Annotated in this window: 13 protein-coding genes; 9 read left to right on the top strand and 4 right to left on the bottom strand. The window is 63.8% G+C overall.

Features of this window, described 5'->3' with window-relative positions; all coding sequences use genetic code 11:
- Window position 1 precedes the first annotated feature (1 nt).
- From RHP72_RS19700 to RHP72_RS19685, 4 genes are all read left to right on the top strand, one after another.
- Window positions 2-2,536, top strand: a complete 2,535-nt coding sequence (locus RHP72_RS19700) for an ABC transporter permease (protein WP_019749299.1) — start codon at window positions 2-4, stop codon at window positions 2,534-2,536.
- 68 nt (window positions 2,537-2,604) lie between these two features.
- Window positions 2,605-3,051 carry a hypothetical protein gene (locus RHP72_RS19695; protein ID WP_007736175.1) on the top strand — a complete coding sequence of 149 codons (447 nt, stop codon included), beginning with the start codon at window positions 2,605-2,607 and terminating at the stop codon, window positions 3,049-3,051.
- A 107-nt stretch (window positions 3,052-3,158) separates the two neighbouring features.
- Window positions 3,159-4,334 (top strand): acyl-CoA dehydrogenase family protein, encoded by a 1,176-nt coding sequence (locus RHP72_RS19690; protein WP_007736177.1) that lies wholly within the window; start codon window positions 3,159-3,161, stop codon window positions 4,332-4,334.
- Window positions 4,335-4,342: 8 nt separating this feature from the next.
- A complete protein-coding gene (locus RHP72_RS19685; protein WP_311093724.1) occupies window positions 4,343-5,473 on the top strand; it encodes an acyl-CoA dehydrogenase family protein in 1,131 nt (376 codons plus the stop codon).
- 58 nt (window positions 5,474-5,531) lie between these two features.
- Here RHP72_RS19685 and RHP72_RS19680 read toward each other — a convergent pair whose 3' ends face one another.
- Window positions 5,532-6,878: a DUF5691 domain-containing protein gene (locus RHP72_RS19680; protein WP_311093723.1), complete on the bottom strand. Its 1,347-nt coding sequence runs from the start codon at window positions 6,876-6,878 to the stop codon at window positions 5,532-5,534.
- A gap of 104 nt (window positions 6,879-6,982) precedes the next feature.
- On the opposite strand from RHP72_RS19680, the gene RHP72_RS19675 reads away from it, so the two are divergent.
- Together RHP72_RS19675 and RHP72_RS19670 are read left to right on the top strand one after the other, a co-directional pair.
- On the top strand, window positions 6,983-8,212 hold the full coding sequence (locus RHP72_RS19675) for a hypothetical protein (RefSeq protein ID WP_065351180.1): 1,230 nt from the start codon (window positions 6,983-6,985) through the stop codon (window positions 8,210-8,212).
- Between the two features lie 136 nt (window positions 8,213-8,348).
- A complete protein-coding gene (locus tag RHP72_RS19670; protein WP_003945109.1) occupies window positions 8,349-9,119 on the top strand; it encodes a hypothetical protein in 771 nt (256 codons plus the stop codon).
- A 2-nt stretch (window positions 9,120-9,121) separates the two neighbouring features.
- Here the strand turns inward: RHP72_RS19670 and RHP72_RS19665 are convergent, their stop codons facing one another.
- Window positions 9,122-10,069, bottom strand: coding sequence for an aldo/keto reductase (locus RHP72_RS19665; protein ID WP_007732210.1), 948 nt, complete (start codon window positions 10,067-10,069; stop codon window positions 9,122-9,124).
- Window positions 10,070-10,252: 183 nt separating this feature from the next.
- On the opposite strand from RHP72_RS19665, the gene RHP72_RS19660 reads away from it, so the two are divergent.
- From RHP72_RS19660 to RHP72_RS19650, 3 genes are read left to right on the top strand one after another with little or no spacing between them, the layout of a single operon-like run.
- On the top strand, window positions 10,253-10,678 hold the full coding sequence (locus RHP72_RS19660) for a hypothetical protein (RefSeq protein WP_064075510.1): 426 nt from the start codon (window positions 10,253-10,255) through the stop codon (window positions 10,676-10,678).
- On the top strand, window positions 10,678-14,781 hold the full coding sequence (locus RHP72_RS19655) for a cation-translocating P-type ATPase (protein WP_165639646.1): 4,104 nt from the start codon (window positions 10,678-10,680) through the stop codon (window positions 14,779-14,781). Before RHP72_RS19660 ends, RHP72_RS19655 begins: the two co-directional genes overlap by 1 nt.
- An 11-nt stretch (window positions 14,782-14,792) precedes the next feature.
- Entirely contained in the window at window positions 14,793-15,074 is a 282-nt protein-coding gene (locus RHP72_RS19650) for a hypothetical protein (protein ID WP_165639647.1), read from the top strand.
- 69 nt (window positions 15,075-15,143) lie between these two features.
- On the opposite strand, the gene RHP72_RS19645 is transcribed toward RHP72_RS19650, so the two are convergent.
- Window positions 15,144-20,627, bottom strand: a complete 5,484-nt coding sequence (locus tag RHP72_RS19645; RefSeq protein ID WP_311094882.1) for a carboxyl transferase domain-containing protein — start codon at window positions 20,625-20,627, stop codon at window positions 15,144-15,146.
- Between the two features lie 399 nt (window positions 20,628-21,026).
- The gene (locus RHP72_RS19640) at window positions 21,027-21,944 is read right to left on the bottom strand and encodes a hypothetical protein (RefSeq protein WP_311093722.1); all 918 of its coding nucleotides are present in this window, start codon (window positions 21,942-21,944) and stop codon (window positions 21,027-21,029) included.
- Window positions 21,945-22,015 lie beyond the last annotated feature (71 nt).

Here is a 22,015-nt window from a genome sequence, read left to right as displayed (position 1 = left end):
CATGGCTTCGGTAAGTAACTCGCCGATGCGCAAGGTTTCCCTGCGCAACTTGGCGGCACACAAGGTGCGACTTGCGCTGACGGTTCTCTCCGTGGTGCTCGGCACGGCTTTTGTCGCGGGGTCGTTCGTTTTCACCGACACCCTCCAGAAGACTTTCGATTCGATCTTCGAGAACACCGCCCAGGGCGTCGACGTCCGGGTATCGATGGAAGAGCGCAACACCAGTGGCGTTCCGGTCGAGGATGTCGACAAACTTGCCGCAGTCGACGGTGTCCGAGCGGTGGCGCCGGCTGTCAGCGGACAGATCGTCCTGATCAACGCAGACGGCGGCGCTGTTCAGACCGGCGGCGCGCCGAGTATCGGGCAGTCCTACCTACCGCCGGGCCAGGCGATTGCCGAACCCGACACCTTCGTCGAGGGCGCGCCTCCGACGCAGACCGGTCAGGTCGCGCTGAACACCAGCGCCGCCGAGCGAGCCGGACTGAAGGTGGGGGACTCCGCCAAGGTTCTGGCACCGGCCCGCGGAATCGTGGACGTGACGTTGTCCGGCATCTACGAGGGGGCGGGCAGTGACACCGGCGGGTTCATCGGCGCGCTCTTCACCGACGAGCAGGCCCGTGGACTCTTCACCGACGGCCAACACGTCGAGTACATCGACGTCGCGGGCGACGGGGTGTCGCAGACGGAACTGCAGCAACGCGTCGAGCAGGTTTTCCCCGATCTCAAGGTGCAGACCGGCGACCAGGTTCGTGAGGAGACCAAGGCCGAGGTCGACTCGGCGCTGAGCTTCATCAACTACTTCCTGTTGGCGTTCGGCGCGATTGCTCTACTCGTCGGAACGTTCATCATCTACAACACCTTCTCGATGATCGTGGCGCAGCGTCTTCGTGAGCTGGCGCTGCTGCGCGCGATCGGTGCGAGCCGAGCGCAGGTCGGCCGTTCGGTGGTCACCGAGGCGCTCGTGGTCGGACTCATCGGCAGCATCATCGGTCTGCTCGGCGGTATCGGTCTCGCCTACGGATTGCGCAGTCTGCTCAACACATTCGACGTCGGTCTGCCGGAAGGCCCGCTCCAGGTGGGTGCCCGCACGATCATCGTCGCGTTGGTGGTCGGCGTCGTCGTCACGACGCTCAGCGCTTACGCCCCGGCTCGTCGTGCGTCGAAGATCCCGCCGGTGGCGGCCATGCGTGAGGAGTTCGCCTCCACCGGCGACTCACTGCGAGTGCGGACGTTGATCGGTGCGATTCTCGGCGTGATCGGTGTGGCACTGCTCGTGTTCGGCTCTCGCGGTACCGGTGGTGGCGCGGCGCTGATCGTCGGGCTCGGTGCGTTCTCGTTGATCATCGCGGTGCTTCTCGGGGCTCCCGCGCTGTCGCGGCCGATCGTCGGCGCGCTCGGTGCCGTGTTCGCCAAGCCGTTCGGTGCCATCGGGCGATTGGCTCGTACCAATGCGGTGCGCAATCCCCGTCGCACGGCCGCAACGGCATTCGCGTTGACTCTCGGTCTGATGCTGGTGACGGTCATCGGAGTGTTCGGTTCTTCGGCCAAGGCGAGCATCAATGCTCTTGTCGACGTGGGTGTTTCGGCCGACTACATCCTGACCGGTCCCAACGCGATCGGCGTGCCGCGAGGTGCGGCCGACGCGGTCCGACAGGTGCCCGACGTGCAGAGCGCGACGTCGTTGCACGGAGTGCGTGCGAAGGTCGACGGTGAGGACGAGCAGGGCGCTTCGTTCGACGGCCCGATCGAAGGCGTGCTCGAGTACAAGATCCTCGAGGGCACGGTCGATCTGACCGGCAACAACATGCTCGTCTCGAAGTCGACTGCGGATGACAAGGGCTGGACTGTCGGCTCGACCCAGACGTTGACCGGTCCTGGCGGCGTCGAGTACCAGACCGTTGTCGCGGGAGTGTTCGAGGACAACCAGCTGATCGGCTCGTGGATCGTCTCGGACGAGGCGTACAGGAAGCTGATGCCGGCCGAGAGTCTGCCGGACTTCGTGGTGCTGGTGAAGGCGAAGCCTGGCGCGGATCTGACAACGCTGCGATCCGAGCTCGAAACGGCCACGGAGAAGTACGTCGTCGTCCAGGTGCAGGATCGTGAGGAGTTCAAGGGAACTCAGGGCCAGCAGATCAACACGTTGTTGGCGATCCTCTACGGACTGCTTGCACTCGCGGTCGTGATCGCAATCCTGGGCATCATCAACACCCTGGCACTCTCGGTGGTCGAGCGGCGACGAGAAATCGGAATGCTGCGAGCTGTCGGCATGCAGCGAGGACAGATGCGACGCACGATCTACCTCGAGTCGGTCCTCATCGCGGTGTACGGCGCGGCGGTCGGAGTTGTTCTCGGCATCGCGTTCGGTTGGGCCTTCGTGAGCACTCTCGCGGATCAGGGCCTCGACAAGATCACGATCCCGTGGGGTCAGGTGGTCGGAATGCTGATCGGCTCGGGTGTGGTGGGTGTCTTGGCGGCGCTGTGGCCGGCCAACCGAGCGGCCAAGACAAAGCCGCTGGAGGCGATTGCAGACATGTAGGGCCTTCGGCCCCCGTGCGCACTTTTGGTAGCGGTAACAGCCGAAAGTGCGCACGGTACCGTTGCCACATGAGCACCCTTCAAGAAGTCGGCGAACGTGAATCCTGGCGCTGCTGGCTGTGTGACGAACCGGTCGATCCCGACATGTCCGTCAATGATCCGCGCGGCCCGAGTATCGACAGCATCAACACCGCAAAAAAGGGTGGCAAGACCAAAGGCGGCGTCGAACGCTTGGCGCACCGCGCATGCAACACCAAGAAGGGTGCGGTCAAACCTGTTGTGGAATGGCCGGATCGGCTGTTCGTCGTGGATCCCGCTCCGATCATCGGGGTCGTGGAGCAGCTCGAGCGAAAGGGTGGCCGCGTCGCCGTCGCTCGCTGCCCCGGCAAGGACGACGCCCAGGAAGCGTCGGATTGGTTGATCGATCGGTTGTCGCGTCTGGCTCCCGCGTTGAATGTCGAAACAAGTATCGACGCCGCGGGCGGGGGTTACCTGTTGGTCCTGAAAACCGTGTAGGGGGTCGGCCCTGAGTGCCGTCTTTTGCGGTACCTGTTCCGCCTCCATAGCTGTCGGGGTACGGTCGAACCGAACATGAATCCGGTTTCGAGTGCGAAGGAATCCCGATGAACCTGGCATTGACCGACGAGGAACTAGCGTTCCGCGACGAGATGCGGACGTTCTTCCGTACGCAAATCCCCGCGGACATCAGGGAGGCGTACGCCCACGGCGAGGAGTTGGGGCGCGACCGTATGGTCGAGGCGCAGCAGATCCTCAACGCTCACGGTCTGGCGGTACCGCACTGGCCGGTCGAGTGGGGCGGCAAGGACTGGACCCCGGTCCAGCACAACATCTGGCTCGACGAACTGCAGCTTGCGTCGGTTCCCGAACCTTTGGCGTTCAACGCCAACATGGTCGGTCCGGTCATCGCGGCCTTCGGCTCGCAGGAGCAGAAGGAGAAGTTCCTTCCGGCGACTGCGAACCTCGACATCTGGTGGTGCCAGGGATTCTCCGAACCCGAGGCCGGTTCCGATCTCGCTTCGCTCAAGACCCGTGCGGTCCGCGACGGCGACGACTGGGTCATCAATGGTCAGAAGACCTGGACGACGCTGGGACAGTACGCCGACTGGATCTTCTGCCTGGTGCGCACCAATCCCGATGCGCCCAAGCGTCAGGCCGGCATCTCGTTCATCCTTGTCGATCTGAAGACGCCTGGCGTCACGGTCCGCCCGATCAAGCTGATCGACGGCGGCTACGAGGTCAACGAAGTGTTCTTCGAGGACGTCCGCGTTCCGGGAGAGAACCTGGTCGGTGAAGAGAACCAGGGCTGGGGCTACGCCAAGTTCCTGCTCGGCAACGAGCGAACCGGTGTCACCCGCGTCGGGTTCTCGAAGGTTCGTCTGGCCCAGGCCAAGGCCCGCGCTGCCGAGGTCAAGGTCGGCAACGGAACACTGCTCGAAGATCCGCTCTTCGCTGCTCGCCTCGCCGAACTCGAAAACGAATTGCTTGCCCTCGAGCTCACTCAGCTCCGGGTGGTAGCCAGTTCCGCTGACGGCCAGCCGAACCCGGCGTCGTCGCTGCTCAAGCTTCGTGGCTCCGAATTGCAGCAGGCGAGCGTCGAACTGCTGATGGACGTGGCCGGCCCTGATTCACTGCCGTACGACGCGGGCAGCGACATCGCCTCCGCGAGCTGGGCGCAGCACACTGCCCCGACGTACCTGAACTACCGCAAGGTATCCATCTACAGCGGATCGAGCGAAGTGCAGCGCAGCATCATCGCCTCCTCGATCCTCGGATTGTGAGGCGTGGCATGGACTTCGAACTCAACGACGAACAAAAACTTCTCCGCGACACCACCAAGGATCTCCTCGCGCGTAGCTACGACGCCGAGAAGCGCAACGCGATCATCGACTCCGATCCCGGGTGGAGCCCGCAGGTCTGGAAGCAGTTGGCCGAGGTCGGCTTGCTCGGCCTGACATTCTCGGAGGACGACGGCGGCATGGACGCCGGCCCAGTGGAAATCGGCGCGGTCATGACCGAGATCGGTCGACGCTTGGCACCCGAGCCGCTACTCGACGCGGTCGTGACGCCGGGCGGGCTCATCTCCGAAGGGGGCAGCGCAGAGCAGCGCTCGTCGATTCTTCCCGGAGTGGCCGAGGGCACCACGTTCCTCGCGTTCGCCGACCAGGAACCCGGAATCCGTTGGCCGGCAACCGAACGGGCCACCGCGGCGGCCCAGGTCGACGGCGGCTGGACCATCACCGGTATCAAGAATCCCGTCGGCCACGGCGCGACGGCGGACATCTTGGTCGTGAGCGCTGCGCTCCCCAGCGGTGGCGTCGGACTGTTCCTCGTCAAGAGCGATGCCTCCGGTTTGGTACGCAAGTCCTACGCCACTCACGACGGGTTGCGCGGGGCGCAGATCGAGTTCACCGATACGCCGGCCGAAGCACTCGGTGAGGGCGGTGACGCTACTGCTCTGATCCAGGCCGCGCAGATCCGTGAGCAGGCCGCGCTGTGCGCCGAGGCTGTCGGAGCGATGGAAGAGGCGCTACGCCTGACCACCGAATACCTCAAGACGCGTAAGCAATTCGGGGTTCCCCTCGCAAAGTTCCAGACACTGACACACCGCGCCGCCGACCTGTACGTCTCGCTCGAGTTGGCACGCAGCATGAGTCTGTACGCAACGATGTCCCTTGCCGACGGCGTCGTCGATCCAGTGATCGCTTCGCGGGTGAAGTTGCAGATCGGGCGTCCGGCTCGGCTCATCGGCCAGGAGGCGATCCAGATGCATGGTGGTATCGGTATGACCGCAGAGTACCCGGTGGGGCACTACGTGAGCCGACTCGTCGCCATCGAGCACACCCTCGGCAGCACCGAAGATCACCTTCGGGTGTTGGCCGCCGGTGTGGCTGATCACGAGATGGTCAGCGTGGTCTGATCTTTCACGAACGACGAAGGGGCCGCATTCCGTTCCAAGGATGCGGCCCCTTCGTCGTTCAGCGGTGATTGCGCAGAATGTCCAAGCGGAGTCGGCGCTGCTCGATGTTGACGGCGCTGTCGGTGAATGCGTGTTGCCACCCGGGGTCACTCGTTCGGGCCGCCGCGTCCTGCAGAAGCGGTACGGCGTCGAAAGGGAAGCGCGCCTGCACGCTTCGCAGGGTGGAAAAGTGACTGTGACGCGAGTGGATGCCCAAGTCCTCACCCGTCGCAGCATGCTCCATCGCTTCGTTCTCCAAGGCATTCAACAACTTTTCGGCGACGGCCAGGGGCCATGGGCGGTCGATGCCGTCGAGTAGTGCGCTGCCGTCGACGCCCAGAAGGTACTCGTCCGCGTGGCCGGCAACGATGTACTCGACGCGCTCGCGTGGGTCCGCGATGGCGACGATTCTCCGGTCGGTCGTGCGCCCGTCCCGCTCCAGAAATGCCGACGCCCACGCGGTGTTCTTCTGGAGAACGGTTGCGGCAATCCATGATTCGATCATCACCGCGCGCCATTGCTTCTCGATGGGGATGGTGAGGGCCTCGCGTGGCGAACCGGCCATAGATTCCCACAGCGTCAGCGGAGTGGCGGTCACGACTTGCCGTAACCACCAGCGCCGGATGCCCTTGTTCTTGTAGTGGACGTCTTCGATGCCGTCACGAAATGCGAGGTCGTCGAGCGAGCCGGGCAATCGGACGGCAAGGCGCGGCCGCAAGGGCTTCGTCTCGAGCCGCACCCAGGACCGAGCCCGAGTGACCATTCGAGAGGCAAACGGAGATCGGGGGAGTTGCCGTAGTAGTTGAATTGCACGCTCACGGACCCGCACGGCTGGATCGTCGAGTGCACGCTCGAGGAGTGCGTAGTCGTGTTCACCCAGCCCGACGTCGAGATGGTCGAGGAAGTGCAGCCGGCTTGCCGTGGCCTCGTCGTCCCAAGCGATCTCGAGCTCTTCGCTCGCCAGTTCCGGGTCGACCGTACGTATGTAATCGAACCAGGCCGTACGGTCGTCCGGATCGGGCGAAAGCCACAGCTCGTCCCGGCGTGATCCGATTCGTCGTAGCTGGGCCCAATCCGGGTTCTGCTCCGCCAGGTACTGCCCGCGTCGACCGGCGAGGCGAAGTAGCGCCTCGCGGTGCTCGGGATACTTCAGCGCGGCTTCCATGAAGAGCGGAACGCTGGCAGCGGGCGCGAGGAATCCGCGTTGGTCGGCCATCGCGAACCATTCCGCGAGAGTCCAGGAACGTACTTGCAACAAGGACTGAAGTTGTTCGATCGCGAGGTCGGGAAGCAGCGGTTGAACTGCTGGATCAGTCTTCGATGCGCGCGAGTGACCTGCGTGCGCGTCTGATCGCAGGGAGGTCACCCGCCTACGGTATGGCAGGGGTGCGTCGAGCTGGGTCGCAGGGGTCCGGCGCGTGTCGGCAGATTCTGGAACAGTGGTAACCGGCACCCAGCAGGAGGCGTGAGATGACGGATGGCCGTGAGATGAGAGACGGAACTGACGACGTCTTTGTCGTGGCATCGGTGACCGAACGGCGAACGCTCATCTCCACCCGAGTGAGGGAGTGGTGTGCGGCGGGAACCGTCGAGTCGAACCGGCCGGAGTTGTCCGATGATGTCGCGCTGCTGATTGCCGGGGGGTATGGGGACGAGTCGACGCGATCGATCCTGGCGAACCGGCGCAGTGTCGGACGTTCGTTCCCGGAGATCGGCGGCTTCTCGGAGTTGCGGTATCTCACCGACGAGCTGGCCCGCACCAGACGTCGACTGCTCGCGACTCGCATCGGCCCTGTTCAGGTTGTCCTCGAACGACGGGTGCAGGCGCTCGACAAGCGCGTTCAGTCGATGCGATCGGCGATCGTGCATTCCAATCGTCACTTCGCGAGCAGTGTCCGTGCCATCCGCAAGGACCGGCGCGACGGCCTGCATCTCGACGTCGAGCAACGCGAGGCTCTCTTTGCCGGGCTCACCCGTACACCGGTTCCAGCCAAGCTGCCGGTGGGGCTCGGTGTCGTGGCCAGCAGTGGAAACGCAGCACTCGACAAACTTGCCGCCCAGTTCGGGAAGGTCCAGGGAACCGGTGTCATCGCCGATGCCGGAAGGCGCATCGCGGAAGTCCTCGACGGACTGGTCGATTCAGAACCCGAGGGACGCGCCGGTGAGTACGACGCCTTGCTTTACCTCGCCGGGAATCTGTTCGACCGGATCGAAAGCTCCAGCGCGTGGCATTCCGACCACTTCGTCATTCAACGCAACCAACTCGACCTGGCCGACGAGATCACCCAGATCGCGGTCGACACCGTCGCGCTGCGTTCGATTCTTGCGGAGTTGGACGACGCGGAAACACTGGCACGCGACGAGGGAACCCGAGCCGGAATCGCTTCGCGCAGGGAAGCGCTCGGCGCGGTCTGGGACCAGCTGGTCGAGCGCGTGGCGGCCCTCGCGCGGATCGGTGACCTGGTCGCACGGGCCGAGGATCAGTTGAGTTCGCAGCGCGCGGTTGCGCATGCAGCGAGCCTCGACAGCCGGATCGACGACCTACTTGCGCGCTCCGGCTCACGTGAACTTTCGGCTGCAAACACGCACTACGTCGGGGATCAATTCGACGGTGTGGAAGAGCTGATGTTCGCTCACCGGGCGGCGCTTTACGGGGACATTGCACTGCTGACCTCTGGGAACGAGCGTCGGGCGCCGTAGTCAGGCCGTCGCCGGAGCTGTAAGGTCGGGGGTACTGACCGGCCACACGATCGAAGTAAAGGCCGGGATTTCGCTCAATGCTCGACCCCGATGCCGATCCGGTGATGCGGGCGTACCCGCTCGAGACAGGTCGATCATGGAAGACACCGCAAGCCGCGGCATCAATGCGTTCATTTCCGAAGCTACGCAGCGTGGGGGCAAGGCTGTCCGTCTCACGCACTCACGTCGTAATCCCGTCGAGGTGACGGGCGCTGACGGTGTCAGCCGAATCGTCCGCGTGCGGTCCAAGCTCGACGGTGACTGGCAGGCCAGGCGTCAGGACGAGTCGCTCGAGAGTGACGACACCCGCTCCGAGTTCTGGGTGTTCGTCGATCTGGCAGCAGATCCGCACGAGTTCTACATGTTGCCCTCCAACGAGGTCGCCGACGACATCCGCGCCGAGGTCGACCTGTGGATCATGGACAGCCCCGGACGTAATCGCACCGGCCATCACGCGATTCCGCGTGGGCGCGTCGTGCACGGTCACGATCGTTGGGATGCGCTGGGCTTGGCCGCGGTCAAGGATCCGAGCATTTACGTCGAGACCCCGGTTGCGACCAAGCGTAAGACGTCGCCAGTTGCCGCGAAGAAGCGTCGCGCCAGCGGTGTCGAGGAGATCGAAGTCGTCGACAATCGCCTCGAGATGACAGCCGATTGCCACGGATATCGCTGGGTCGGGCGCTTCGACGAAACCACCGAGGTCGTCGAGATCATGCGCGGACCGATGGAAGGCCGCCGATTCCCAGATCCGACCGCGGCCGCAAATGCTGTCACCGGTCACATCTCAGGCGACACCGAGAGCCATGACGGTTGGTCGTTCTGGACGATCAACAACACGGCCCTCGGCGCTCATCTCAAAACTGCCTGATCTCAGGCTCCGACTGCCGCCGACACCCGTTCGAGAGTGTCCAGTTCATTCGACGAGAGCACCAGATTCGGGGCATCCAGTAGCGCCGGGAGCTGCTCGGGCCGGCTGACGCTCGCGATCGGTGCGGTGATGCCCGGTCGAGTCAGCAACCAGGCCAGCGCGACGGTCGAGATCTCGCTGTCGTGTGCCTGCGCGATTGTCGCCAGTTCCGCGACGACGTCGAGTCCGGCGTCGCTGAAGTATCCGGCGGTCAGTCGTTCGCGGGAGCTGCCTTCGATGTCCGCGCGGGTCTTGTATTTTCCGGTCAGGAAGCCGGAAGCGAGAGCGAAGTACGGGAAGACGCTGATGTTGTTGTCGGTGGCGATCTGGGCAAGTTCGGGTTCGTACGACTTGCGGTGAACCAGGTTGTAGTGCGGTTGCAGCGCGATGGGCGCGGCGTAACCGTTCTCCTCGGTGATCCGCAGCCACTCCCGGACGCGGTCGGGGCTGTAGTTGGAGATTCCGAGATAGCGAACCTTGCCGGCGACGACCAACGCGTTGAAGGCTTCGAGCGTTTCTTCGAGCGGAGTCTGCGGGTCGTCGAAATGTGCGTAGTACAGATCGATGCAGTCCGTCTGCAGTCGCTGCAGCGACGCCTCAGCTGCGGCCGCGATGTTGTCGGCCTTCAGGCCCTTGAAATCGGGATGGCTACCCACCTTGGTGGCGACGACGATGTCGTTCTGCAGTCCCCGATCGGTGATCCATTTCCCGATGATCGTTTCGGATTCCCCGCCGGAATTGCCGGGAGCCGACGCCGTGTACGAGTCGGAGGTGTCGATGAAGTTTGCACCGGCTTCGGCGAACGAGTCGAGGATCTCGAAGGACGTCTTCTCGTCTGCTGTCCATCCGAAAGGGTTGCCGCCCAAGCTAAGACGGAAGATGTCGAGGTCCGAATTTCCGATGATCGCCACTGTGTGGAACTCCCGTCGATGAAGGTGGTCGCTGCATCCCGCACCGTACCCTCTCACGGCGCTGGCGATGGCGCGCCCTCGCCAGGTTCGCCGAAAAATGTATCGGATCGTGATTGCCGCCGTCGGTGTTGGGTATGGCCTCAAATACTGAATTCTTCGATGGACTGCTGATAGGAGCGTCCGATGATGATTGTGGACGAAGCCACCCGCGTCGTTCGTGGTGTGGCAGACGCAACGACGACGGTGGCCGGAGCCGTCGGTGGTGGAGTGATCGGTGGAGTGACGGGCGGGATACGCGGATCGGCGGAGGGTGTCCGAGACGGAATTCGTGCGGGTAGTTCCTCGACGCCGACGGCGGTTCTCACGATGGCGGCCGTGGGTGCGGCGGGATTGGTGGAATGGCCGGTGCTCTTGGCAGTCGGCGGCACGGCCCTGGTACTCCACGAATGGGATCGCAAGAGCGGTCGGCCGGATCGCGAGGTCAAGGCGGTTGGCCGCACGAGCAAGCCGGAACAGGTAAAGAAGGAATCGAGCGGAAACTCCCACAAGGCGGCCGGCCGGTCACAGGATCGAACTCACAGTTCTTCGCACACTCGATCCTCTCACTGATGTTCTCAGCGATGGCCCGGCGTGCGGTGTCGGTGGCAACTTTGCCGCCGCGCCTGGCGTTGTCGGGACTCGCGTTGGTGGGCGGTTCGACGATTCCGCGAACCGCTGTCAGTGACGTGGCGTTGCGGACCGGCACCCTCGCGTTGGCGGGTGTGGGGATGATTCCTGCAGCAGCGGGATCGATATTCGGTGCCCCGCGAATCCCAGGTTCCGCCTATGTCTCGGCGGCCGCGTCGGCGATCAATTATCAACCCCGGGTGCGTCGGCGAATCGAACAGCGCCTTGGCCGTTCGCTCACCGACTTCGCATTGGAGTCGGCGACGTCGTTCGCGGATGTTCTGACCTATGCGCCTGCGTCATTGGGCGTGGATTTCGGGCTGCGGACGATGCTGCTGCGCGAAACTCTGGCGGCGCGAAACTCTCGGCGGGTGTGGTCATTCGAACCTGGCGGTCGCGGTGCTTCCACGAGGCCTGACCCGAGTGGTCCGGGGGAGCGTTATGCCGACAGGATCGCTGGGGTTCAGCTGGCGGCCGGGGCTGCACTGGCTACCGTGTCCGCCGGCGGTGACACCGTCGCGACGAGTATCAAGGTTTCGGCGCCGCGGCCGCTTCGGATGTCGCGCGAATCATTCGCTGCTGGTGTGTCATACGGTCTGTGTCGGACGCACCACACCGCCGTTTCGGACTCTGCGGCTCTACGCATGCTCGATCGTATTGACACCGTCCTCGTCGATCCGAGCGTCCTCTTCGACGACTCGCTCCGGGTTTCCGACATACGAGAGGTGGCCGAGTCGGATCGCGTCGCAGTGTGGGAACAAGCCAGGAAAGCTCTGAACGACGGAACTGTCGGAGTGGGAAGGCACCGCATCGGCGGCGCCGAAGTGGTCGTGCGACCCGTGCGAAAAGGTCTGGCGGAAAAACTGATAGGCGAAATACGTGCGGCCGGGGTCGCAGCCGTCACGATCGACGACGACGGGCTCGGATCACTGCGAAGTGGATTCGACGAGCTCTATCCGGCGCAATCGACTGCCGAAGCCGGCCTGCGCGAGGCTCTCTCGGCGTTGGTGGCCGAGGGTCGGACAGTTGCGATCGTGTCGAGTAGGGCGATAGCGGGGCAGGCAGTGCTACGCATCGGGATTTCACCACCGAGTGGCGAGCACGTGAGTGCCGACATCCACACCGACTTGGCCGGGGCGTGGCGGGTTGTCCATGCGCTCCCGGCTGCTCGAACAGCGACGAGGCGCGGTGTCGAACTCTCCTCAGGTTCTTCGGCATTGGGTGCCTTGATCATGCTTCCGGGAGTTCGAGGGGCAGGGCCGGGGCCGGTCACGGCTGGTTCGGCCGCGGGACTGTGGACCGGATACACCCTGTCCCGATCTGTGATTCAAGCGCCCGTCCCTGTCGGTACTCCGAGCGATACCTGGCATGAGATGGACGGTGATGCTGTCGTTCGCGAACTATCCGAATCCATCCGACATACACCGCACCGTGCGGAAGCTCGTGTGCGAGCGCCCGCACGGTTCAGGTTGATCCGTGACGGATTGTCGGCGTTGCGAACAGAATTGGCGGATCCACTGACGCCTGTGTTGGCGACCGGCTCCGCTGCCAGTGCAGTCCTCGGTTCACCGGTAGACGCCGTCCTGGTCGGCTCGGTCTTGGTCGGCAATGCCGCGATGTCCGCTGTTCAACGGCTTCATTCGGAGCGGGCGGTGCAGCGGCTCTTGCGGACTCAGGAACCGGTAGCTCGGCGAGTAACCAACGACGGCACGGTCGAGACAGCGGCCGACGCGCTCGAACTCGGTGACGTCGTGGCAATCGAGTCCGGGGACATCGTGCCCGCAGATTGTCGCCTGTTGAGCGTCGAATCACTGGAAGTCGACGAGTCGTCGTTGACGGGAGAGTCCCTGCCCGTCGACAAGCAGACCGACCCGACCCCTGGGATGCCACTGGCCGAGCGACGGTGCATGGCCTACGCAGGGACAACAGTGCTTGCCGGATCCGGTCGTGGCGTGGTCACGGCCATCGGAGCCCGAACGGTGACCAGGCGTGCCGATGTCGGTGTGTCCCGATCCGGACCTGCTGTGGGCCTGACCAACAGACTTCGCGAACTCACGAGGGCGACCCTGCCGGCCAGTATCGGCGGTGGGGCGTTGGTGACAGTCGCGGGTCTGCTTCGTGGTACCGGTCTGCGCCGCGCCGTCACCGGAGGTGTGGCCGTAGCTGTGGCTGCCGTGCCGGAGGGGCTGCCTCTGGTTGCCACTCTGGCTCAGCAGGCCGCAGCGCGAAGGCTCACTGCAGCAGGAGTGTTGGTTCGTGCGCCACGATCGATAGAAGCGCTCGGTCGTGTCGACGTGGTCTGCTTCGACAAGACCGGAACCCTCAGCGAGAACAAGCTACGGGTGGCCGCGGTCGAACGCGTCGACGGCTGGGACGAAAGCGAGATTCTGGAAGTTGCGGCGCGCAGTGCCTTGGGAAGTCGCGACGATCGCGTGTTTCATTCGACGGATGCCGCCGTCGTCGATGCAGCCCAGCAAGCTCTGGACGATGCTTCGGTTTTCGGTGACGTCGAGGCGAACAACCTCGTTCCGTTCAGGTCGGGGCGGCCGTACTCGGCAGCTTTGCTCGGCAGGCGGATCGCACTCAAAGGTTCGCCGGAATTCGTGACCGAAGCAGGACGAGATCCGAATGCTGTGTCGGCGAAGCACGTTCAAAGCATGGCCGGACGCGGACTGCGGGTGGTTGCCGTCGCCCAGCGCGAGTTGTCGGAACACGACGCGCGACGCGCAGGCGAAGACTCGCAATTTCTCGAACAGTGTTGCTCCGAGGGGTTGGAAGCGGTCGGCCTTCTCGGACTCTCGGACACGCTCAGACCCGAAGCAACGCAACTTGTTCGAGAACTTCGAGGCGACGGACGGCAAGTGCGCGTGCTGACCGGGGATCATCCGACAACAGCGGCCGCGGTCGCCACCGAACTGGGGTTGGACGTCGCACGCGAGGATGTTGTCACCGGTCCTGACTGGGAGAACTTCTCTCGCGCCGAAAGACGGGATGCGGTCCGCGGCAGCAGCGTCTTTGCGCGCGTGACACCCGAGCAGAAGGTCGAGATCGTGCAAGCGTTGGAGACCGACGGGCGGGTGTGCGCCATGGTCGGTGACGGCGCGAACGATGCTGCGGCGATCCGAGTTTCCAGCGTGGGAATCGGGGTGGCGTCGACCGACAGTGATCCGGCGCGCGGCGTCGCAGACATCGTGCTCCTCGACGGCCGTGTCGGCGGAGTGACCGACGCATTGGACGAGGGCAGTCAATTGTGGCGGCGGGTCAGATCAGCGGTAGGGGTTTTGCTCGGAGGCAACGCGGGTGAAGTCGCATTCGCGCTGATCGGTTCTGCGTTGTCCGGCGAATCACCGCTCAACGCAAGGCAGTTGCTACTGGTCAATCTGATGACGGACGCCTTGCCCGCTGCCGCGCTTGCGGTGAGCACCCCGTCCGAGAACGGATCCGAGAAGTCCGAACAGATGGACGCTCATGCGTTGTGGCAGACGATCGCTGTCCGCGGCGGTGCCACGGCAATCGGTGCGCTGGCAGCGTGGCTTCTGGCCCGGGCGAGCGGTAGGAGGCGGCGAGCGTCGACGGTGGCGTTGGTTGCCCTGGTGGGCACCCAACTGGGGCAGACGCTGCTCGAATCACGCAGTCCGCTGGTGGTCGCAACCGTTGCCGGATCCGCTGCGGCGCTGGCGACGCTCGTCAGCACACCCGTGGTGAGCCAATTTCTCGGTTGCACGCCGCTTGGTCCCATCGCCTGGGGCCAAGCGGTGGTCTGCGCGTCGGCGGCGACGCTGCTCGCGGCGCTGGCCCCGCGGGCGTTGGAGCGGATTGCCGCAACTGAGGAGAACGCGAACGGTCAGTCGACGATTCGCAAGATCCCGACGCGAACGAGCACTGCGTACACCTCCCGAACCGGGGGAGTCAGCGCCCGCGACAGCGTGGAAATCAGCGACGTGGAAATCAAAGAAGCGGAAACCGGTGAATCGGACACGCTTGTGAGCGTCGCTGCTGGAAGTGACACGTCGCCGAACTCCCGGGCGACCCGAGATGAATCCTGAGGAATCGTGACATGTCCCAGAACACCGTCGACCACACGAACCCCGTCGATCACCGCGCGGTAGTCGAATCCGTCCGTTCGGCACGGAGCATCGAGTTGGAGCTACCGATCGTCGGTGCCATCCCTGTTCCGAGACCCGAGCAGATCGCCTACTTTGCGGTGATGGGACTGATGGTCGCCTTCGAGATCATCGAGTGGCCCGTGGCAGTCACCATTGCAGCGGGGCATCTGCTCGCAACAGAGCAGCACAATCACGTCCTCGAAGAGATCGGAGAGGCGCTCGAGGGCGTCTGACGCAGGCGCTGCCTGGACACAAATCGAGCGGCCCCGCATTTCGCGGGACCGCTCGACGTGCGGAGAAACTTACTGCGCGAGTGCGCGCTTCATGCCGCGTTCGACTGCTGCGATGATCTGCGGACGCAGTTCTGCGGCAGGGACGATCTCATCCACCGAGCCGACCTCTCGGGCCCGCTGGATGTTGTGGATCGCTTCGAATTCGGATGCCACTTCGCCGAGCTTGTCGGAGCGGACGGCGATGCGCTGAGCGTTCAGTTCTACGCGCAGATGTGCTTTCTCCGTGTCATCCTTGGCTGCTGCCAAGTCTGCCTCCAGTTGCTGCACCTTCGGGTCGTTGTTGGTGCGGGTGTTCACCTCACGGGTGAAGACCACTGCGGCGGCGGGGGCGCCGCCGAGTACCGACGCGAACGAGCCTTCGACAGCAAGAACTTCCATGTTGTCGTTGAGCGCACCGGAGAACACGACGAACGCGCCGCCGTGGTAGCGGGAGACGACGCAGAACACGATCGGTCCGTCGAAGTTGACAATGGCGCGGCCGATCTCGGCGCCGTACTCGAGCTGGATGTTGCGCAGCGACTCCGGGGAACCGTCGAAGCCGGACAGGTTGGCCAGCACCACGATCGGACGGTTGCCGCTCGCAGCATTGATCGCGCGGGCAGTCTTCTTCGACGAGTTCGGGAACAGCGTTCCCGACGTCCAAGTGTCGGGACCGTCGGCGGGGAAGTGCCCCTTACGTGGGATCGCGCGGGATTCGATGCCCACCACTGTGACCGGATGTCCGGCGAGGTGCGCGTCCAGAACGACCGACGTGTCGGCGCCGGCCATGTCGGCCCAACGCTCGAGAACAGAGTGGTCCTGGTCGACCACCGAACGCATCACGGTGCGAATGTCGAAGGGCTTCTTGCGATCCGGGTTCTTCGCCGAGGAGAAGATGTCGCCGACCGTCTCGAAGTCGCTCGACGGGTGGGTGTGCGGGAAGCTACGCACGTCGCGATCGACGGGGTCCGTCGTCGCTGCGCGGCGCGGGAACCGTTCGCCGGGAGCGAGGTACGAGTGTGCGTAGTGACGGAACAGGATCTCGCACGCCGCAGTGAGGTCGGGTGCCCAGTACTGCGCCTGGCCGTTGGGGCCCATGACGCGGTCGTAACCACCGATACCGAAGTTGTCCTCGGCCGACACACCACCGGAGTAGTCGAGAGACTGCTTGCCGGTCAGCACCATCGCGCTGTCCGGGGTCATCACCAGAATGCCCTTGGTGTGCATCAACATGGTGGCTTCGGCGTTCCAGTAGGGCTGAGCGCCGACGTTGATTCCCGTGACGACGATATTGATTTCACCGCCGTTCTGGGTGAAGGTGATGATCCGGCGCAGGCCACGGGAGACCCAGTCCATGTTCTCGGTGCCGCTCTCCATCGAGATGGTGGCACCCGAGGACAGTGCAAACCACTCGACCGGGGCGTTCAACTTCTCGGCCAGGTCGATGGCAGCGACCACGCGTGAGCATTCGGCCTCGGCCACGGTACCGAGCGCCTTGGTGGGGTCACCGAAGAGCGCGACACGGGTCATTCCCTCGGGATGGCGCGGCGTCGGAGTGTTCACGAGGCCGACGACGATGCCGGCCTTGTTGAGCCCGTACGGACGCTCGACAGGTGAGAGGACGCCCGCTTCGTCGAAGTCGTGCTCGACGAAGGTGCCCTTGGTGCCGGTCAGGAGCGGAATCAGCTCGTACGGGTACACCGTGCCGCGTGCCCGCGAACTCTGGACCTTCTGGGCGTACGCGTCGAGGGGGAGCAGCGGTTCAGTGGGAGGCGTGGTCTTGTTGATGACCACACCGGCACCTGCGCGGTAGGAGAATCGCAGCGCAACTTCCTTCGGCGCGCCGCCCTTTCGGTCCTTCAGGCGGGTGATGAGTGTGATCTCTTCTAGCCCGGCGCCGACGGTCAGTCGGGCTGCGTTCTGAGCGATCACGGAGAAGCGTTCGCTGGGAACGTCGGCGACCGGCCACACGTACAGCACGACGCGGTTGGCTGCCAGTCGACGCTTGTCTCCGCGCTGGGACTGCGCACGGCGGATGCCGTCGAGGCACGCGGCAAGTGTGCGCTCGATGGCCGGAAGCGCAACCATCTGGCCTTCGTCGTCGAGCTGCGGTGTCACGTCACGGATTTCCGCGAGAGCGATCAGGCGCTCGTCCTTCGGGTTCTCCTTGGCGGAGAGGTGGAACAGGTAGGTGTTCTCCGGAGCCGGCAGACGCTTGCCGTTGAAGTTCTTCAGACGCCACATGTCCAGACGCTGACCCGTGAGCGGATGCATGTCGCGGATGATGTTGTCCTCGACCAGTTCACCGTCGATCGGGCGGAAGGTGACCCAGCGGACCGGCTCCCCATTCGGATTGCAGATGATCACAGTCGCGCGGCGGGACCGGGTGATCGTCTCGTTGCGCGAGAGTTCGGTGCGCAGCGTCTCGACGAGCGTGTCGCCGTCGGCGGGCTGATTCGGCCAGTCGAGGTAGATGTCGACTACCAGGCCGCGACCGGATGGAGCATCCTGCGCGATTGTTGCGACATCGTCGAGAGCCGTTCCGAGAGCGTCGAATTCGGCCACCGTCGAGACCAGATGTAGCCCGTCGCCCTTGAGGTCGAAGTTGCCGGTCACGAAACGGCGGTCGACGTGCTCGAAAACGCGGACGTCTTCGAAGGAGTGAATCTTGTAGTAGCGACGCGTGATGACCTCGAGCAGAGGGCCGCCATCGCGGTTGCCGAGGCCGATCTTTCGACCCAACAGGTCCAGGAGCGGTTCGGGAGTGGCGACGAGATTGGCGATTCGCTCGTCGAAATCTGCAGCGTCCGGCTGCTCTTCGAGGTAGGCGAGGTTGCCGCGTACTCCGTCGTAGACGTCTTCGCGAACTTTGCGGATGCGCGGCTCGTCGAAGAACCGGAAGCGAAGGTTGCGGGCGACGTCGCCGATGACGGGGTAGCGGACCTGCGTCGCGACGATGAGTCGATCGAGAACCTCGTTGAGCTCCTGCGCCGAGCAACCGGGAGCCTTGTCGCCGACGAGCCAGCCTTCGAGAAGTGCTGCAATGACGGGGATCTGGGCTTCCATGCGCTGCAGAGCCAGGAAGAGTCGGTACACCGCTTCCTCGACGGCCTGGCGATCTTCCAGATCGGTGACGTCGTAGTGGCGAAGTGCCCGTTCGAGTCTCGTGCGGAACGACGCCGGCAAACCTTCGCGCTCGGAGTCGAGTGAGTGCAGGAAGGTGTGGAAGTGCTCGCGGGGGCTGTGGACGGATTCGTCCTTCGCGGACTCACCCGAGGTGGGCTTGTTGCGCGAGAGTTCGCAGATGTCGGCGAAGGTGGTCAGCACAGCCAGTTCGGCCTGTACCAGTTCGCGGTCCTCGGATTCGAGTGCGCTGCGAAGTGCGTCGTACTCGGCCAGAACAGCATTTGCGTGCTTACCGCTGACGTCGTAGCCACTGATCATCGCGGTCAGTGCTTCCAGCTGTGCCAATGCATCTGCGCGGGTATCGGAACCGGAAGTTGCCGCCGGAAGATCGAATTGGACTCGCGGAGCCTTCTCCGTGACAGCTTCCTCGCTGACCTGGTCGACGCGCAGGAGCGGCGCGCCGGCATCGACCTGAGAGTTGACGGTAGCGAGAACTTCACGCACCTTGCCCGCGTACGGTGCGCGAACGGCGGTCTCCATCTTCATGGATTCGAGTACGACCAGGGTGGAGCCGGCTTCGACGTCGTCGCCGACCGCGACCGGTACTGCTACCACTACGGCGGGAGCCGGCGCGCGGACCACTCCGGCGTCGTCCTGGCTGATCTGGTGGCTGATGCCGTCGACCTCGACGAGATAGCGAGCCGGGCTCACGACGGAAACGACGTGGAAGCGCCGATCACCGATCACCAGCCGTGACTCGAAGTCGCCGAGACGATCGACGTCGACCTCGATGTCGCCGGCGTCTCCGTCGACGCGGTAGCGGTGCGGGCCGATACGCCCGACGGTCAGTTTGTATGCCTGACCTTGGTAGTTGAGCTCGACGGTACGGCCGATCGCGTGGTTGGCGCGGGGACGGCCGCCGCGTGCCGAGGCGAGGAAGGCCGCACGCTCGAGGGACTCCTCGGCGTCGTAAGCATCGATGGCGGTGGCGATCAGTGCGACGTCCGCGCGACGAGTGGTGCCGGTCAGGGCGCCTGTGCGGTCGAGCCAGCCGGTATCCGCGGATGCCGAGATGACCTCGTCGCGATCGAGTAGATCGAGGAGGAACGACTTGGTGGTAGTGCCGCCGTCGAGTACGACAGTGGTTTCACGAAGGGCGGTACGCAGGCGCGCAAGTGCCTCGGAGCGGTTGCGGCCCCAGGCGATGACCTTCGCGACCATCGAGTCGTAGTCGGGCGGAATGACGTCCCCGGCAGCGATACCGGTGTCGACCCGGATGCCGGAGCCGAGCGGAAACTTGAGGAGTTGAACGGTGCCGGGTGCCGGCGCGAAATCGTTGTCCGCGTCCTCGGCATTGAGGCGGGCTTCGACGGCGTGGCCGAATGCGGGCGGGCAGTCACCGACCAATTCGTCACCACTGGCGACCAGAATCTGCAGTTTGACGAGATCGATTCCGGTGGTGACCTCGGTGATCGGGTGCTCGACCTGCAGACGGGTGTTGACCTCGAGGAACGTGAAGAGCTTGTTCTCGGGCTGGTAGAGGTATTCGACCGTGCCTGCGCCCTGGTATCCGGCTGCCTTGACCAGTTCGGCCGACACCTTCTTGAGGTGGTCCGACTGTTCTTCGGTCAGGACGGGGGAGGCGGATTCTTCGATGACCTTCTGGTTGCGACGCTGAATCGAGCAGTCGCGAACGCCCGGAGCCCAGACATTGCCGTGGTTGTCGGCGATGACCTGTACCTCGACGTGGCGTGCATCGGTGACAAGGCGTTCGAGGAAGACGACGGGGTCGCCGAAGGACCGCTCTGCTTCGCCCTGCGTGCGCTCGAGTGCAACTTCGAGTTCGTCTTCGGCCCAGACCTTGCGGATACCGCGTCCGCCGCCGCCGCTTCGGGCCTTGATGATCAGGGGATATCCGATGGACTGAGCATGACGACGAGCGTCGGCGCGCGTTTCGACCGGTCCGCCGCTCCACGGGGCGACCGGTACGCCGACCTTCTCGGCCAGGATCTTGGCGGCAACCTTGTCGCCGAGCAGGCGCATCGCGTCGGCGCTCGGGCCGATGAACGTGATGCCCAGTTTCGCGACGATCTCCGCGAAGGCGGGATCCTCGGCCACGAAGCCCCAGCCGACCCAGACTGCGTCGGCCTTGGCTGCGAGCAGTGCTCGCTCGAGTTCGGCGTAGTCGAGGTACGGGCTACCGGTGCCGGTGCTGCGCAGGGTCACGCCCTCATCGGCCTGGCGGACGAACATGGCGCGGCGCTCGGCCTCGGTGTGCAGTGCAATGACGCGAATGCCGTAGTCGTGTTCGGCGTTCAGTTCGCGTACAGCCCTGATCAGCCGGACCGCGGCCTCACCTCGATTGACCACTGCGATTCGTTTGAACATTGTCACTGCCACCGTCCTTGATGAGATTCTTCGTCACGTACGTTGCGATATGAGCCGACCGTGTCCCACATACCCGGATTCCCCGGTTCGTGAACTACGCCGCGATGCGCTGTGTTTCCCCCGGTTGCGCGTCGGCAAGTGATTGCCCTTCCGGTTCGTCGAGTCCCCTGCGCTGAAGCACTGTGTGCACCGAGGCGCTGTGTGCGCTGAGACACTGTGTGCCTTGTGCGCCACCCTGCAGGCGTGGACTCAGAACCGCTCCAATCACGAATCAGCAACATATTGTGTCTGCTTCCAGGGAATCCCTGGTTTATCTAAGAATGCAGTATGTCGACGCTCATGTCACCTGGGCGAATTGAAGAATATTAGTCAACGTGAACCACGGTTACACATATGGCGTTAAATCATTGCGGTGCAATCGAATTCGGACTTGTGACACGGATCACGATGGTAATGAAATCGGCAAGAAAGTGAATACTCACTGGTAACAAAATCGCATATTCGGAGAATTCTCTGGGTTGCTCGATTATTACTGATCGGTACTACTGGCGAGTATTTTTTATGTCCGGTCGGACCGTATTCGAGAAATCGCCTTCGATGGTTGCGATGTGCTTTGCGATCGCGTCGAGTCCTGAGGGGGGGGAGGTGCAATCCGTTGCCGAGAGCAAGTGAAGTCCGCTTGAAGTGCTCCACGAGTGGTTCGTATTTCGTGACCAGTCTCAGCCTGTCGGTCTGGCTCAGGTACTTCACGCTTCCCGCGTTGTCGACGAAGTCACTGAACTTCACGAGGAACACTGCGGGATCCGCTATCGCGCGGATGACGTGATCCTGATATCCGGCGGTGGTGTTGTCGCATGGGTAGTCGATTGGATTGGTCACTGCCTCAACAAGTTCGGAGATTCTGTGGCCGAAGCGCGAGGCGATGAGTGTTGACGCACGTTCCTGCGCTTCGGATGCGGACATGTCGTCTGCAGTCTGGCCACCGAGGAGCGCGATGACGGCGTGTGGTCGGTCTTCGACCGTGTCGTGAAGCGCGGTTGCGCTCAGGATCTCGACATCGGAGCACCCGTACCGAAGCAGCCGCAATACATTTCGTAGGGGATGAACGATGTAGGGATCCTCGTCGGACTTGATCCCGTTCTTTCTGAACTGATCGAGGTGCGCAAGGGTCGCGACCTCCATGGCGAGCCGTAGGGTTTCACCCGAGATCGCCAGCTCGTCGACGGCGCTCTCGATGGCGAAGACCAGCGTTGCAGCGTCCATCTCCTTCAGGGGCAACTGGTCGAATGCAGACCTGATCGGGTCGGAGTTGCTCATGCCAAATAGCCTTCCGGTTGGTGAGGCGTCGCGACGAATGTCCTGGTGCAGATCTGCAATCGAGCCCTGAT

The sequence above is a fragment of the Rhodococcus sp. SG20037 genome (genome assembly GCF_031763325.1).
Taxonomy (GTDB): domain Bacteria; phylum Actinomycetota; class Actinomycetes; order Mycobacteriales; family Mycobacteriaceae; genus Rhodococcus_F; species Rhodococcus_F qingshengii.
This window is presented reverse-complemented; position numbering and strand designations above follow the sequence as displayed.